This is a genomic window from Arthrobacter echini (assembly GCF_008107445.1).
Lineage (GTDB): Bacteria > Actinomycetota > Actinomycetes > Actinomycetales > Micrococcaceae > Arthrobacter_D > Arthrobacter_D echini_A.
Map to the genome: position 1 here is coordinate 1 of NZ_VSLD01000011.1, position 14,344 is coordinate 14,344.

Genomic DNA, 14,344 nt, shown 5'->3' on the forward strand with positions numbered 1-14,344 from the left:
ACGGGACCGCTCGGAAGAGCATGCGGAGCCCCAGACGGAGCGAGGTGCTGCGCGCCTCCCAGTCAACGTCAACATCCCCGAGCCCTACGGGACCGCTCGGAAGAGCATGCGGAGCCCCAGACGGAGCAAGCTATACAGTTACACCGGTGTAACTGGTGAACTGGCCTCGACACTGTGTGGCGAGTCGGGCACACTGGTGAGTGTGGTCCCCGGTTCCGGGGTCGCTGCGCTGGGCTTTTGAGAGGCGGTGGTTTCGGTGTCTGATCCGCAGGCGGATGACACGGGCGCTGCCGCGCCGGGGGAGTCGTCGCGGCGGTCTGTGTTGGGTCGGCGTCGGCGGGAGAATCGGCCGGCGGGGACGAAGAAGAGACGTGAGGTGTGGGTTACCGCTGAGGAGGAAGCTCAGTTGCTGGTGCGTGCTGAGCGTGAGGGTGTGACGGTGCCTCGTCTGTTGGTTGCGGCGGCGACGTCGGAGACGGTGGAGACACCGACGGAGCGCCGGGCGGTCATCGTTGAGCTGATGGCGTTGCATAGGTTGCTGGCGAGCGTGTCGAACAACGTGAACCAGATTGCCCGTCACGCGAACGCCGGGGATGAGTTCCCGCAGGATGCGAAGGCAGCACTGGCGTATGTGCGCCAAGTCGCTCAGCGCATCGAGCTGATTATTGACGGAATCAACACATGATCCCGAACATCACCCGTGGGTCGCGGATGAGCGGACTGCTCGTGTATCTGGCATCGACGGATGCGGATAAGACGAAGAACGTGCACGCGGACCCGCACCTGGTGGCTGGGGATTCGGCGGTTATGGCGTGGCATGACAACGGCGTACTGGATCGTGACGATGCGTTGGCGATCGCGAAGCATCTTGACGAGCCGCACAAGAAGTTCGGCGTCGAGGTGTACCAGAAGGACCTGCGCTGGGATCCGGTGGCGAAGGAGAGAACTGACCACGGGCAGAAGAAGGCCGACGTGTGGCATTGCTCGCTGAGTCTGAGGGTGGGGGAGCGCGAACTGACCGACCAGGAGTGGGGGGACATCGCCAACGAGTTCGTCGACGCGATGGGCTTCACCGAGGCCAGCGGCAAGGCCCCGTGCCGGTGGGCGGCGATCAATCACGGGCCGAGCACCAACGGGAACCACCACATCCACATCGCGGTGTCCCTGGTGCGGGAGGACGGCACGAAAGCATCTACGCATGGGGATTACAAGCGCTCCCAGGACACGTGCCGGGAGTTGGAGAAACGCTACGGCCTCGAGGAGCTTTCCGCGCTCCGGGCGAGTCGTGGTTTCGACCGGGCCGAGCCGCAGACCGCCGCGCGCGATGAGCGGGAGATGTACCGGGCGTCGCTGTCGAGGAAGGTCCGCGCCGCAGCGACCGGCGCACACACGGAAGCCGAGTTCGTCCGTGCCGGACGAGCTTCAGGTCTGCTCATGCGCCCCCGCTACGAGAAGGGCACCACGGACGTCATCATCGGCTACTCGGTAGCCGAACGCCCCACCAGGGACAGTGACGGGACAGCGCAGCGGCCCATCTGGTACGGCGGCGGGAAACTCGCCAAAGACCTCGGCCTCGGACAGTTGCGTGAACAGTGGGCCGACACACCGGACGGGGCGATCGAGGCAGCAGCAGAGTGGAACGCAGCCGCACGGAACCGGCGCACTACCGTGCCCACCGTCTCGCCCTTCCAGCGCGGTGAGCCGGCGCATGCGCAGGGGCCGGAGTTGTGGGAGAGGTACACCGCCCAGGCACGGGACTACGCGGACCGGTTGCAGTCCATCCCGGTCACCGATCACGCGACATGGGCCAAAGCTGCACGGGACGCCTCCGGTGTGTTCGCCGCATGGTCCCTGCACACCGAGACCACTCCTGGCCCGTACGCGGCCATGGCCGATGAGCTCTCCCGCACAGCCCAGCTGCGTGACTACCGCCAGCACTCCAAACCGGTACCGATGCCCTCGTTGGCCGGATCCACGATGCTCGTGCTCGCCGCAGGTAGCAAGAGCAAGACGGCTGCGAATCTTGCGTTGCTGACCCAGTTGATGCGGTGCACACGAGCCGTGTTCGACATGCACGAACAAGCCCGCGCCGTACGGGAAACCCGCAACCTCGACCGGGTCATGATGGGACAGCTACACCCGGTCTACCTGACCATGCGCGACCAGGTCACCGACCCACCACAACCGGCCACAAAACCTGCGCCGGCACCGAAGACCATCGGGCCTCTGACCCCGGCGCAGATCGCCGCACAAGGCTTCGTGCCCCTGCGCCCCGGCAAACCAATCCCCACCCCGATTCGGCCACCGCGGGCACCGGCTGTCCAACGACCAGAGCGCGGCCACGAGCGGTGAAAGCCCCCTGTCCGGCCCTAGCAGGATCCACGAGAGAGGAAGCAAGTCATGAGTGAAGAAGGCATTGACGATGTGGTCGAGCGGGGCCTACGGCAACTCTTAGCAGCCGGTGGGCAGATGGCCGAACGTATCGCCCGTCTCCGGCAGGATTTGCTGCGCCGTGAGCAGCAGACCATCGGCCAGGCCGGGTACACGGAGGCACGCCAGGTCACGACCGACAGGACGAACATGCGCGCCGTGCTCGCCCCCGTCAACGAAGCCCGGTGGTGGGACACCGCCTCAGCGGAGCACGTCACCCGCGCTTACGAAGCGGCACAAGCGTGGAAGGACTACGACCCGGCAGCGTTGGCTGCGACGAAGACGATCCACGACGAAATCCGTACACGGTACGGGATCGACACCAACGACCTGGGTGGGGACAACGAGTTCTTGCAGGACGCGATCAACACCCGGCAGCAGGGCGGCCCTGATCTCAACGCCATGCGCGAGCACACCGAAGCCATGGCATTGATCGCAGCAGCGAACATCGAGAAGTTGCGCAACGAAGCACACGACCTTGCCACCGAGGTCGAGCGGTTGGAGGTGCCGCAGGAATACCTGACGGACCCACAGCTCCTGGACGCCCTCAAGCGCTCCCACGTCCTCGAGGAGGGTGCGGCCCGCACGGACGCTGAGCGAATCGTGGCCGAACGTGTTCACCTGATGAACGAAGACGGCGTGAACGGTCCCACCATCGACCAGCTCAGCGAAGAGATCGGCGCCAACTACTCCGGCACCGACAGTTCCCTCTTCCAGGACCCCGAGTTCGTCAGCGCAGCAAAGGACTGGCACGACGCCCGCGTCCTGGCCGAAGGCGGGTTCGCGGACCGCGACCCGGGCCTCGAAGCGCGTTACGAGGCCAAGGAGAAGGAACTGTTCGACCGGATCGCCGGTCTCGGCCATGACATCGAGAACGAGGTACTCAAAGACGTCTCTAATGCTCCTAGGGACACCGCGCCGGCTGAGGTGGCACCGACGGTAAAGTACGGCTCACCCAAGCACCGGGCAGAGTTCGCGACCAAGCTCGAAGGCACCGGGACACCCGAGGAAATCAGGGGCCGGCTCATCGCCGCCACCGACCAGGGAAGGCACCCTCGCGAAGCTGTACGGGCAACAACCAAGAAGCCGAAGCAACCCACCAAGAGGCCCACCACAGGCGTCGGGCGTCACTCCACCAAGGGAGGCCCCACACGCTAGAGAACTAGCTATACGAGATCTGTCGGAAGCTCACGCTGGTCGACTCCTACCGGCTAGTCGTCGGCGCTATGCTCAGCGTGGTCATTGATCTCACCCCAATCCGCACCAAGACAGACCCGGCACGGCTGCTGGACATGGTCGAGGGCCGCTCCAAGCAGATCCTCAAGGACTAGCTTCAGGGCCGACCGCAAGCGTGGCGGGACTCGGTGGAAGTCGTCGCGATGGTACCTCCGCACACGGGAGTACCCCCAGGGTTCACCGGGTTCAAGACCGCGACCTCCGAGGAACTTCCTGACGCAATCCCTGTCATGGATCCGTTCCATGTTGTCCGGCTCGCCGGGGACGGGCTGGACTGGTGCCGGCAACGCATCCAACAGGCCACACTCGGACACCGGGGCCGGGCCGGTGACCCTCTCTACCGGGCTTGGAGGACCTTGCGTACCGGCGCCGGTCTGCTCACCGACAAACAGAACGCGCGATTGCAGGCCGTCTTTGCGACCGAGGAACACCTCGAGGTCGAGGCAACCTGGGGCATCTATCAACGGATCGTCGCCGTGTACCGGGCACCCGACAAGAGACAAGTCAAGGAAATGAGGCTCTTCTTACTTGAGGTGGGGGCGCCCGGGCGGCACGGCGTGAGTGCTTGAGTGGCGAAAGAGGCCGAGACCTTCCAAGATCGGCAGTGACTAAGCCGCTCAACCCGGAAGGCCTCGACAATGACCGAGCCTACGGCGTGCGACCGCGCACGCCCACCTTCTGCACCACCCTCGTCCTCTACCTCGTCGTGTTACTGCCCACGGTGTGATCTGCTCGTCGGTCTCACCGGTTTCCACGTCATCGACGTCAGCGAGCACGCCGGCGTAGTCCTGGCGGTCGTCGAATCACCTGCCGGAGCGGTGGGCTGTCGCGGGTGCGGTGTCGTGGCGGACAGTCACGGCAGACGTGATGTCAGCTTGATCGACGTGCCGTGCTTCGGGCGGCCCGTCCGGCTGATCTGGCGCAAACGCACCTGGCGCTGCGCGCAGGAGCAGTGCTCGACGCGATCGTTCACGGAGCAGCACGAGGACCTTGCTGGCCCGCGGGCGTTGCTCACGAGCCGGGCGTGTTGGTGGGCGATTGGCCAGTTGCGCCGCGAGCACGCCTCCGTCGCAGGCGTGGCACGACAGCTCGGCACGACGTGGCGGACCGTCTGGCGTTCCATCGTGCCGTTACTCGAGGCGATGGCTGCTGACCCGGCACAGTTCGAGAACGTCACCACTCTGGGCGTGGATGAGCACATCTGGCATCACGTCTCCACCAAGCCGATCGGTGAGGGTGGGCGTGGACCGAAAGAACTGACTGGGATGGTGGATCTGACCCGCGACAGCAAGGGCCGCGTCCGCGCGAGGCTGTTGGATCTGGTTCCGGGACGGTCGCAGAGGGCCTACGCCGACTGGCTCACCGAGCGTGGCGAGAGCTTCCGGGCCGGGGTGAAAATTGCAGCCTTGGATCCGTTCCAGGGTTACAAGAGCGCGATCGATGACCAGCTCGAGGATGCCGTCGCGGTCCTGGACGCCTTCCATGTCGTGAAACTCGGCACCGCAGCCGTCGATGAGTGCCGGCGTCGGATCCAGCAAGAAACCCTGGGTCATCGCGGACGCAAGGGTGATCCGCTCTACGGAATTCAGAACCTCCTACGTGCAGGTGTCGAAAAGCTCACCGACAAACAAAAGGCAAGGTTCGACAAAGCCATCACCTCCAACGAGGAGGCGCACCTGCCTGTCTATGTTGCGTGGTCATGCGCGCAGCAGCTCCGCTCCGCGTACCGGCACCCCAACCCGACTGAGGGGCACAAGATCGCCGAGCAGATCCTCGACTCCTTCCCGACCTGCCCGATCCCGGAGATCGCGCGTCTCGGGAGAACTCTGAAGCGGTGGCGGGAGGCATTCCTGGCGTACTTCGCGACGAACCGGGCGAATAACGGCGGCACTGAGGCCGTGAACGGGCTCATCGAGCTCCACCGGCGCGTCGCCCGAGGCTTCCGCAACCGCGACAATTACCGCCTACGCATGCTCCTCATCGGCGGCGGACTCGCCCACCCCCACCTCAAGTAAGAAGAGCCGGAAATGATGCAGGCGGTCATCGACGCGGTCACCAGGGGCGTCCCTGCCGCGCGGACCGAAATCCGCAGGCTCGGCCGGACCCTGAAACAGCGAGCTGCTGACGTACTGGCGTTCTTCGACCGACCCGGCACCAGTAACGGCCCAACAGAGGCCATCAATGGACGGCTCGAACACCTCCGCGGCTCAGCCCTCGGCTTCCGAAACCTCACCAACTACATTGCCCGATCCCTGCTCGAATCCGGCGGATTTAGACGTGCGCTACACCGTCGTTCGTGAAGAGCCCCTTACAGCTTCGCGCTCACCTGGCGTGTCCTTCCCTGCCCTTGCACTTCCCGCCGAGCAGACTAGTCGGACGATCCGGCTCAGGCTCTCGTTTGCTGGCATGCGCAGCGCTTCTGGGTAAGCCGTCAAGCGCAAAAGTTGCCCAAAAAATTGTGATGAATCTAGTTGAAAGCTATTGATAATACATTTGTGAGCGTCTTAGGCTGAGCGCATGCTTCAGCCAGTAGGCAGGGCTTTCAAGTACCTAAGGAGTACGCCATGAATCACCCCACTGCTCGAGGGATAGTCGCCGCAGGCTTCGTAGCTGTCATGAGCCTCTCGTCCTTCATGCCGGCCGCTTCGGCCAGCGCGCCTACGGCTACCACGGCTACGGTCGCCGCGAGTTCCAATGCGGTCTATGACGGAGAGTACGCCCCCATGGACCACAATCTGTACTGGATTCCATGGGACGACACCATCTACCGTGACGTTAATACATGTATGCGAAGAGGAGGCTACCTAGCCGCCAGGTACACCGACATTGTTTCCTACCAGTGCCGTGATCGGTACACGGTCAACGTGGTTCCGAGGCGATACGGGGTCATGTTGGAGGTGAAGCGTCCCTAAAGTGACTAAAGGAGTAGCTGTGGATAATTTGAGGGGCTCATGGCTCGATCATTTGGCTCTGGTCGACGGTCAAGAGGCGGAGGCCTCTGGGCGTCTCGTGCGGGTGCAGCAGAAACGACTCGGGCTGGTGTGGTGGCACGAAGAATTGTGGTGGGAAGACGATGTTCTTCCAGCCTCGGCACCTGTCGTCTTGCTCCTGTTGACAGATAGTTCACAAAATGAAGAGCTGAGTGAACGAATTGGTAGGAGGGTGATGGTCACTGGGCTATGGGTTGATCATGAACTGCATGTCAACACCGTTTCGGACGTAGCTTCAGTTCCCTCAATTGAACTATCCCCTCTAAAGTCGGCAGCACTCTCGTCACGAATGATGGATGAAGCCAAGCGAGCCATTGAGACTCCTCTATTTGATGCTGGAATCATGCTTTGGCGATTTCATCGCGTAGCATCCAATGGGGAAGAAGAATTGGTGGTTTCAGCCACCAATACATCATTGGCTAGAGAAGTCCTCCTACCTCTGTATGGGGACAGCTTGCGTGTTTACCAGAGTCCGTGGACTGCGGACGACCTTGCACGCTTAGACGCCGCTATCGAAGCTATCAACCCTGCACATCGGTACATCACTGGCGCCGGCATGAGTGCAGATGGTGTAGTTTATCGACGTCTCGCATTGACCCATCTTGGCTATGAACTTGCTGCGATATTGAGCAAGTTCCCGAGAGAGATGCTTAAGTTGGAGGTTCAAGTACACGCCATAAATAGAAGTTAGACAGAGGTTGTTACTTAGGTAACAAAACACAACAAAGTCCAAGGGTTTATGTAGTTGCTGCCTTTGGATTTTGTTGCGCTACGATTTCCGTAAATTCGCTTTCTCAGCGGCGGGAGGATTAGTGGCTCATCGCATCTAAGGGGCTCTTCACGAACGGGAGATGCTCCTATATTCGTCAAGCGGCGGATTATCGGGATGTATCGAGGCGTTCATCGGGGAACCAGCCAGCGGGGGCGAGTTCGTAGTGCATGGGTTTCGGTGCGCGGTGGCTGCCGGCGCAGTTGAAGAACGGGCCGTCGGTGCTCAGGAGCACGTACATGGTGGGGTCTGCGTGTTGGATCCACCAGATACTCATCCCGGTGTCCGCTTCCAGCCGGAGTGCTTCCCACGCCCTCCACAGGGCTGTGATGCGGCTGATCGCTTCTGGATGCAGATACCAGTTCGCACACCAAATGGCTTTTTTCCCGTCGACGTCGCGGAGGTAGCAGGGCAGCAACTGGTCATGCAGGAACTCCTCCGCTGACCCGTAGACCGTCTCGGGCTTCTCTTCCCCGACCGGCCTTTCATCGCCATGCTCGTCAGCCACAGGCTCGCTCCCTCCAAAGGGGTTCTTTTCAGTCCGGGCAGCTCTCGATGCCATGGTGCTCTCCGCCCTCGCTGTCATGGTGCGATCTTCGCCGGTTCGTACTTGGCCTGGGATGCGAGCACTTTGTCCTTATGCGGTCCGGTGTACCAGGGCCGGGTCTTGAGCAGTGTCGCTGGAGTACCGGAGGCCAGGACGACGGCGCGGCCACGGTCGAGCTCGGCGAGGTTCGACACGTCGAAGATCCGCTCCTTGCCTTCCTGCCTGGACCGGCTCTTGCCGCTCTTACCGCTGGAGTGGGAGACGCTGTTGTACGAGTAGTCCCCAATCAGGTCTGACAGTGCGCGCAGGAATCCTTCCTCGGCCACGCCGCCGCCGTAGACCTTGATGTTCGCGGCCGACCAGATTTTGCGCATGTTCGCCTCCCCCCACAGCTCCACACCCTGAGACCAGGACTGCAAGATGGCCATGATGATGATCCCGCGCGAGCCGTAGTGACTGAACTGATCCGGCAGCCCGGCCCACTTCACCACGTTCGCCAGCTCGTCCAACGCGAACAAGGCCGGAACCTTGAGCCGGCCGCCCATGCGCTCGGCGCGCTCTTCGAGGGCTTCCGCGACAGCCACGGTCAGCGCCGTGGTCAACGGTGCCGCCGTACCGACGCCTTCCTTGGACAGCAGATACAGGGTCTCCTGCGAGTCAGCGAAAGCATGCGGGTCGAAGTGCTGACGAGCATTCTTGCCCGCGAAGGCATCCTTGGCCGGGGTCACCCAGCGCAGCGTGTTGCGGTTCTTCAGGCACTGGATCATCTTCTCGGCGGTCCCGAAAATCCCGTCGCGCTGCTTATCGGCCAGGCCGATCGTGGAGCGCAGCCCAGCGGCCTGCAGCAGGTAGTCGTGGGCCTCGAGAATGTCGGCCGGGTCCCGGTTGATCTGCTCGGTCACCCACACATACACGGCGGTGATGTCCCGCCCGTCGAGGGCAGCAGCGAGGAAGAAGGACGCCAGCAGGTCCTCGGCTTTCGGATCGAAGTACGCATCCGGGCGTGAGCCCGGTGCTCGGGACGCTGTGGCGAAGTGCGAGGTCAAGCGCGCGGCTTTGTCCTCATCGGTCACATAGCTCAGCGGATTCCACCACCAGGAGGGTTCCTCCTGGGCGATTTTCTGCGGATCGAACACCCACGCGGGTGCGTTGACTTCACGGACCCCGCGGGTGGCGTCCACGACGTCGCGTTTGTTCGACGTCGACACCACAGCACCCGGTGCGTCGAGGATCGCCGGAATGATCCGCGACGTTGACTTACCGGTCCTTGGACCCCAGATGTCCAGGCTCAGGTCCTCCCACGGCTGATAGAACGTCGCCTTCGTGGAAATGACCGTACCCACGACGATGCCGTTGCTCTCGGTGACGCCCAGGCGCTGCGCGGTGGCCTTGGCCCCACGCTCGGTGTACGCGGTGAGGGACTTGCCCTTGCCCAGGTAGCGGGCGGCCTTATCGACCCGGGCTTTCTTCGACGCGGCCTTGAGCACCAGCACCAGGACGGTGATCGCGATTCCTACCGCCACGACCCCCATGCTGATCGCGATGACGGTGGCCTGCACGGGCCAGGGAACAGTGCCGCGGATGAGGCCTTCGAGCAGGTCACGAATGTTCGTCGGCGGTGCCGGTAGTCCTGCCAGGGATGATCCCCAGTGCACGGCGGCCCACATCCCGCACAGTCCCAGGAGGACCAGGACGACGAGGGCGAGCATGATGATCCCACCGGCCGCGTCCTGATTGCCTTTACGGTTTGGTGCGCTCATGGGGCCGCCTCTTCCTGCAGCAGGGTCGGGCGCTGGCGGACGGCAGTATTGCTGCGCGCATCAGCGATGTGATGGTCACGTTCGATAGCGGTCAACGTGGTCTGCACGGCGATACCGACCCGACCATTGACTTTGAGCAGAATCTTCCCCGCCCCAGGAGGCGGTAACCGGTTACCGCCCGAATCCAGATCCGGCTTCCACGACGGGGGAGCGTTGAAGCTGGCCACCGTGTCAATCTCGCGGGCGTTCATCGGCTGAATGTCGCTCAGATCGACCAGGTCGGACCGCGACAAGGCCATCAGCCCGAGCAGAGGGCTGCGCTCGGTGAAGCCTTTCGCGGTCGCCCTGTCCTTCTCATTGGGCAGTGAGAGGAAATCCTTGGGCGAGTGGGTGATCTTCAGCTCCGAAATCCCCAGCCCACGGTTGGTCCGCCCGAGCCTGTCGGCGCGGTCGATGATCCCCTCACAGGCGCGCATCGGATACCAGAACTCGTCCTGCACAGCCAGATACCCGCCCCAGTAGATGGACGGGTCGTGGCGGGAGAGTTCGTAGTGGGCGTCGATGGTCGCGAACCCGATGGTCCACGTCGCGAGCATCGCAGCCGAGAGCAGTTTGGTGTTCGACTCCGGGATGGAGGAGGTATCGAAGCAGAACCCGCCAGGGTTGCCGATACTCAGACGCAGGCTGTCCTTGTTCCCGACGAGGGCTCCCATCGGGCCGGTCAGCATCGCGTTCAGGGACTTGTGCAGCGCCCGGTACTCCCGCCGGAACTCGGTGGCGTCCTCAGACACCGTGGCGTGGAGCACCTCAGGAGGCGGACTGTTGAACGCACCCAGCAGATCGCCCATCCATGGGACGTCGAACCGGTTCAGGACAGAGCGGATCAGTTCGGCCAGGGCCGCGTCCTCGCTGTCCTCCAGCGGACGACCACGACTGATCTGCACCACGAGGGTCACCAGGTCCACGACTTTGGCGATCGCTTGCTGGCGCATCTCCGCCCCAAGCGTGCCGCCGATGCTCTTACCGGCATCACCCAAGGCCCCGAGGTCTAACAGGTTGATCTTGTGCACACTGTTAGGTCCGATGCGGATCACGTCCCCGCCCATACGGGTCACGGCCTGGCCGTGCTCGTTCTTGATCGGGTCGAAGATTGCCGGGGCGATCCCGCGGGCGGCCATCGAGTACATCATGCGTTGGGCGAAGGAGGACTTGCCGTTGCCGTTGAGCCCGAAGAGCATCATCGACGGCGCAGAGATCAGACCCGAGTCGTACCAGGTCTTCATATCTCCCAGGACCGCTGTGCCCACGTTCATGTCCCGGCCCAAGGGCGCGCCCACATTCGGACGCGACGTCCCGGCCGAGAACGGGTACACCCCCGGCAGTTGCGCGGACGTCGAATACCACCGGGGCGGTTGCGGGACCTTGCCCCACTTCCCGCCCCCAAACCCGGTCAAACCCCGCAGGGTGCGTGTGTGCTTCATCTACATGACCCCCTCGAGCCAGAGCGGCTTGTTGCTGTACTTCCACGGCAGCACCCCGAACGGCAGCGTGGTGTGGAACGCAGCCGACCCGGCGTGCTCGACGAACCGGTACGGCATCAACAGCTGACTCATCAGCGACTTGACCTGATTCACCGCATCCCGGTGCGCGGTCTCATTCGCCTCGAACGTGACCGTCACCATCAGGGAGAACATCGACAACCGGGCACCCTGGGACAGTTCTTCCTCTGTCTTCTCGGCCACCGCTTTGACTTTTTTGTCGAACGAGGTCGGCCGGCCCCTGCTGGTGCTGATCTTCCAGTCAGCGGTACGCACCAACCGGTTCACCGTCCGTGCCGCCGTGCCCGGATCAATCGGCCGGTACATGATGGCCACACGCTTGCGCAGAAATTTCGGGTTCGGCCCGAACAACCGGTCAAAAGACCGGGCAGTGATCTGGGACTCCGGGGGAACCGTCATCATCAGCGTCATCGACGCCACCCCGTCATGGAAAACGACCCGGCCCTGGGAATCATCGAAGAACTCCGGTCCGGCCTGATCCCAGGACCGGACCATGCCCATTCCCGTCAGCGAATCCAACGCCAGCTCCTGATCCCGCCACGGCTGATACGCCAGCTGCGCGACCTCGGCCAGATCCTTTTCCACCAGCGGCCGCGGCGCACCAGCGCCGGCACTGGCAAGCATCTGCGAATGACTCGGCAGACGCGCAGCGATCTCCGCCACCGCCGGGGACAAATCACCCGCCGTGGCTCCCAGCGCGGGCGCGTCCCACACCAGGGACGCATACACGTTCAGCACCGACGTGCGCGCCGGCAATGTGCCCACAGCCTCATCGAGGACCTGCTTCGCGAACGCCGGAGCGTTCGGTGCGACATCCTCCCGCGCGGCCTGACACACCCCAGCGGAAGACTCCGACGCCGAATCAACGACGATCGTGGCACCCGACAATGCGGCCTCCACGCTCAGGGATGAGATCCACGCCCCGAAGTGGGAGACCTGATTGTTGATCGTCGCCTGTTCCTGCATCGCGGCCCCGTCCGGTGTGCACCCGAACACCGCGGTGATCTGCTTGACCGACTTGTGATGCAGCAGCGTGTACTCCCGGCCCAACCCGTCGACGCCCGAGAGCGTGTCGACATTCATCAGCGCACCAGGCAACCGGTGCGAGTGCTCACGCGGCAGCGTTGACAGGGCCCCGGTGACATAGAACGTTTCCCCCCGCTTATGCCGGCCCCGCAACGACGCCCGATTCGTGACCCGCTCCATCACGGTGAAGCCCCCGAACTTGATCAACCCCAGCACCACCACGGTCGCCGTGATGGCCAGCATCACCGCGCCCAACCCGAATGCCCCCCGCAGCACTGAGAGCAACACCAGCATCAGACCGACCCCGGACACGACCAGAGCCCCCAGGCTCAGACCGAACAGCCCAGGAGATGCTGGTTGAAGCCAATTTCCAAACTTGTCCTGCTCCACAGTCGAACTCATCCGCCAACCACATCCTCTCCGTTAACATCCCTGGCACCGTCCGCGACGGACCCACCTAACGACTCCGTTGCCGACCGCGCAGCAGCAGCACCCTTACCTGAGGCCAGGCGAGGACCAGCGCCCGACGTCTCCGACGCCGGAGGCGGCGCGACCCCCGGTGCCCCCGCTGCTGTCCCAGTAGTGCTTGTGCCGGCACTGCCGCCACCTGTGTCGTCAGCGTTCGTCCCCGCCGCACTCGTTCCACCAAGCGCGCTCGAGGTAGACCCGTCGCCAGCTGCTGCAGTCCCCGATGCGACCTCGGCATTACGTGCACCACCACTGTCTCCGGCCGTACCACCCGAGCTCGGCGCACCGTCAGCGGTAGGTGAAAGTCCTGGAGCCGCCGCTCCTGCATCACCTTGAGCCTTCCCGCCACCCCCAGCGCTGGCCCCCGCTCCGCCAGCAGCACTATCTATCCCCGTGCTGCCCGCTCCGCCGCTGTCACTCACAGCACTGCCAGCACCAGATCCTCCAGCTGGCCCACCAGTGGTGCCACTGGCTGAGCCGGTGTCACCGGAGATTCCGGCACCGCCTGCAGGGGCAGCCAACGCCGATCCGGAACCACTGGAATCCCCCGGAGTCGTCGGCGTGCCTCCTGCAGGAGAAGGCCCGGAACCCGAACCGCCACCTGGTCCTGCGCCGGGCCCTGCGCTCGGGCTTGCGGCCGCGGAGCCTTTGCTCATCATCTGAGGCCCAGCCGATCCTGCCGTCGCCGCCGCTGACCCGCCACCAGTGATGATCATCGCTCCGGCCGAGACCGCAGCAGCACCCACCGCCGCACCCCCTGCCAATGCCATAGAGCCCCCCGCCGCCCCTCCCAGCGCTGAGGTCCCCGGCGTGATCAGGCGCATCAGAGCAGGCAGGGCAACGATGGCCAGGACGAGCAGCAGCAGCCCGTTCAGGACTCCTCCGAGGCCCTCCTCGCCGGACTTCAGCCGCCACGCGAACGCATAGATGATCGCCGCGACCGGCTTGTAGAGGATGAACGCGATCATCCACTTGGTGAGCTTCGAGAAGGCTTGCTCGCTGCCGGCGATCATCGACGCAGCGGCCGTCAACGGCCACACCGCGACCAGCAGGGGAAGCAGAGTCGCCCGGATCAGCATGATCAGCCACTGGATACCGGTGGCGATGATCCCGAAAATCCCGGCCAGAATCGCGAAGCCCGGACTGATTGCCACCGCCGCTCCACCAGCCGCAGCGAGATTGCCGAGCCCACCGCTGGTGATCCCGGCGTTAGCAAGCACCCAGTCGGAGAAGAGATCTCCAGCCCTGATAACCAGCTGGACCACCGCTGTGCCGAGCGTCGTCACGAGCATCACCGTGAACAGGGCCTTGGCTACGCCGACGGCTTTGTCGCCTCGGAAGTGGAGCATCGTCCATATGCCGGCAATCATGATCCCGATGACCGCGAAGAACACGCTGATCACTTCCAGCTGGTCCGTCAGCCACCGCACCGAGTTGCCGTCCAGGGACACCAGCAACCCGACGTCGAGCCAGGACGTGAGGAATTCCTTCATCAGCAGATCCCACCCGGCCATCATCGACTCACCGAGGCTGGAGGCACCGGAATCAACGGTTTTATT

Annotated in this window: 10 protein-coding genes and 2 pseudogenes; 7 read left to right on the top strand and 5 right to left on the bottom strand. The window is 63.6% G+C overall.

What is annotated here, in order from left to right:
• Positions 1-376: 376 nt before the first annotated feature.
• The 7 genes and pseudogenes from mobC to FQ377_RS13760 all read left to right on the top strand — a co-directional run bounded on the left by mobC (position 377) and on the right by FQ377_RS13760 (position 7,347).
• A complete protein-coding gene (gene mobC / locus FQ377_RS13730) occupies positions 377-685 on the top strand; it encodes a plasmid mobilization relaxosome protein MobC (RefSeq protein ID WP_148601775.1) in 309 nt (102 codons plus the stop codon).
• Positions 682-2,352 carry a relaxase/mobilization nuclease domain-containing protein gene (locus FQ377_RS13735; RefSeq protein WP_148601776.1) on the top strand — a complete coding sequence of 557 codons (1,671 nt, stop codon included), beginning with the start codon at positions 682-684 and terminating at the stop codon, positions 2,350-2,352. The genes mobC and FQ377_RS13735 overlap by 4 nt, the downstream gene beginning before the upstream one ends.
• A 48-nt stretch (positions 2,353-2,400) precedes the next feature.
• Positions 2,401-3,588, top strand: a complete 1,188-nt coding sequence (locus tag FQ377_RS13740) for a hypothetical protein (protein ID WP_148601777.1) — start codon at positions 2,401-2,403, stop codon at positions 3,586-3,588.
• Positions 3,589-3,659: 71 nt separating this feature from the next.
• Positions 3,660-4,181 (top strand): annotated as a pseudogene (locus FQ377_RS13745) (ISL3 family transposase); the annotation flags it as partial.
• Between the two features lie 123 nt (positions 4,182-4,304).
• Entirely contained in the window at positions 4,305-5,681 is a 1,377-nt protein-coding gene (locus tag FQ377_RS13750) for an ISL3 family transposase (RefSeq protein ID WP_262364471.1), read from the top strand.
• Between the two features lie 36 nt (positions 5,682-5,717).
• Positions 5,718-5,966, top strand: a pseudogene (locus FQ377_RS13755) (transposase); the annotation flags it as partial.
• A 631-nt stretch (positions 5,967-6,597) separates the two neighbouring features.
• Positions 6,598-7,347 carry a hypothetical protein gene (locus FQ377_RS13760; protein ID WP_148601778.1) on the top strand — a complete coding sequence of 250 codons (750 nt, stop codon included), beginning with the start codon at positions 6,598-6,600 and terminating at the stop codon, positions 7,345-7,347.
• Positions 7,348-7,534: 187 nt separating this feature from the next.
• On the opposite strand, the gene FQ377_RS13765 is transcribed toward FQ377_RS13760, so the two are convergent.
• The 5 genes from FQ377_RS13765 to FQ377_RS13785 all read right to left on the bottom strand — a co-directional run bounded on the left by FQ377_RS13765 (position 7,535) and on the right by FQ377_RS13785 (position 14,278).
• A complete protein-coding gene (locus FQ377_RS13765) occupies positions 7,535-7,933 on the bottom strand; it encodes a DUF4913 domain-containing protein (protein ID WP_262364472.1) in 399 nt (132 codons plus the stop codon).
• 74 nt (positions 7,934-8,007) lie between these two features.
• Entirely contained in the window at positions 8,008-9,732 is a 1,725-nt protein-coding gene (locus tag FQ377_RS13770; protein WP_148601779.1) for a type IV secretory system conjugative DNA transfer family protein, read from the bottom strand.
• The gene (locus FQ377_RS13775; protein WP_148601780.1) at positions 9,729-10,973 is read right to left on the bottom strand and encodes an ATP-binding protein; all 1,245 of its coding nucleotides are present in this window, start codon (positions 10,971-10,973) and stop codon (positions 9,729-9,731) included. Before FQ377_RS13775 ends, FQ377_RS13770 begins: the two co-directional genes overlap by 4 nt.
• Positions 10,974-11,213: 240 nt before the next feature.
• Positions 11,214-12,719 (bottom strand): SCO6880 family protein, encoded by a 1,506-nt coding sequence (locus FQ377_RS13780; protein ID WP_148601781.1) that lies wholly within the window; start codon positions 12,717-12,719, stop codon positions 11,214-11,216.
• The gene (locus tag FQ377_RS13785) at positions 12,716-14,278 is read right to left on the bottom strand and encodes a TrbL/VirB6 family protein (RefSeq protein WP_148601782.1); all 1,563 of its coding nucleotides are present in this window, start codon (positions 14,276-14,278) and stop codon (positions 12,716-12,718) included. The genes FQ377_RS13780 and FQ377_RS13785 overlap by 4 nt, the downstream gene beginning before the upstream one ends.
• Positions 14,279-14,344 lie beyond the last annotated feature (66 nt).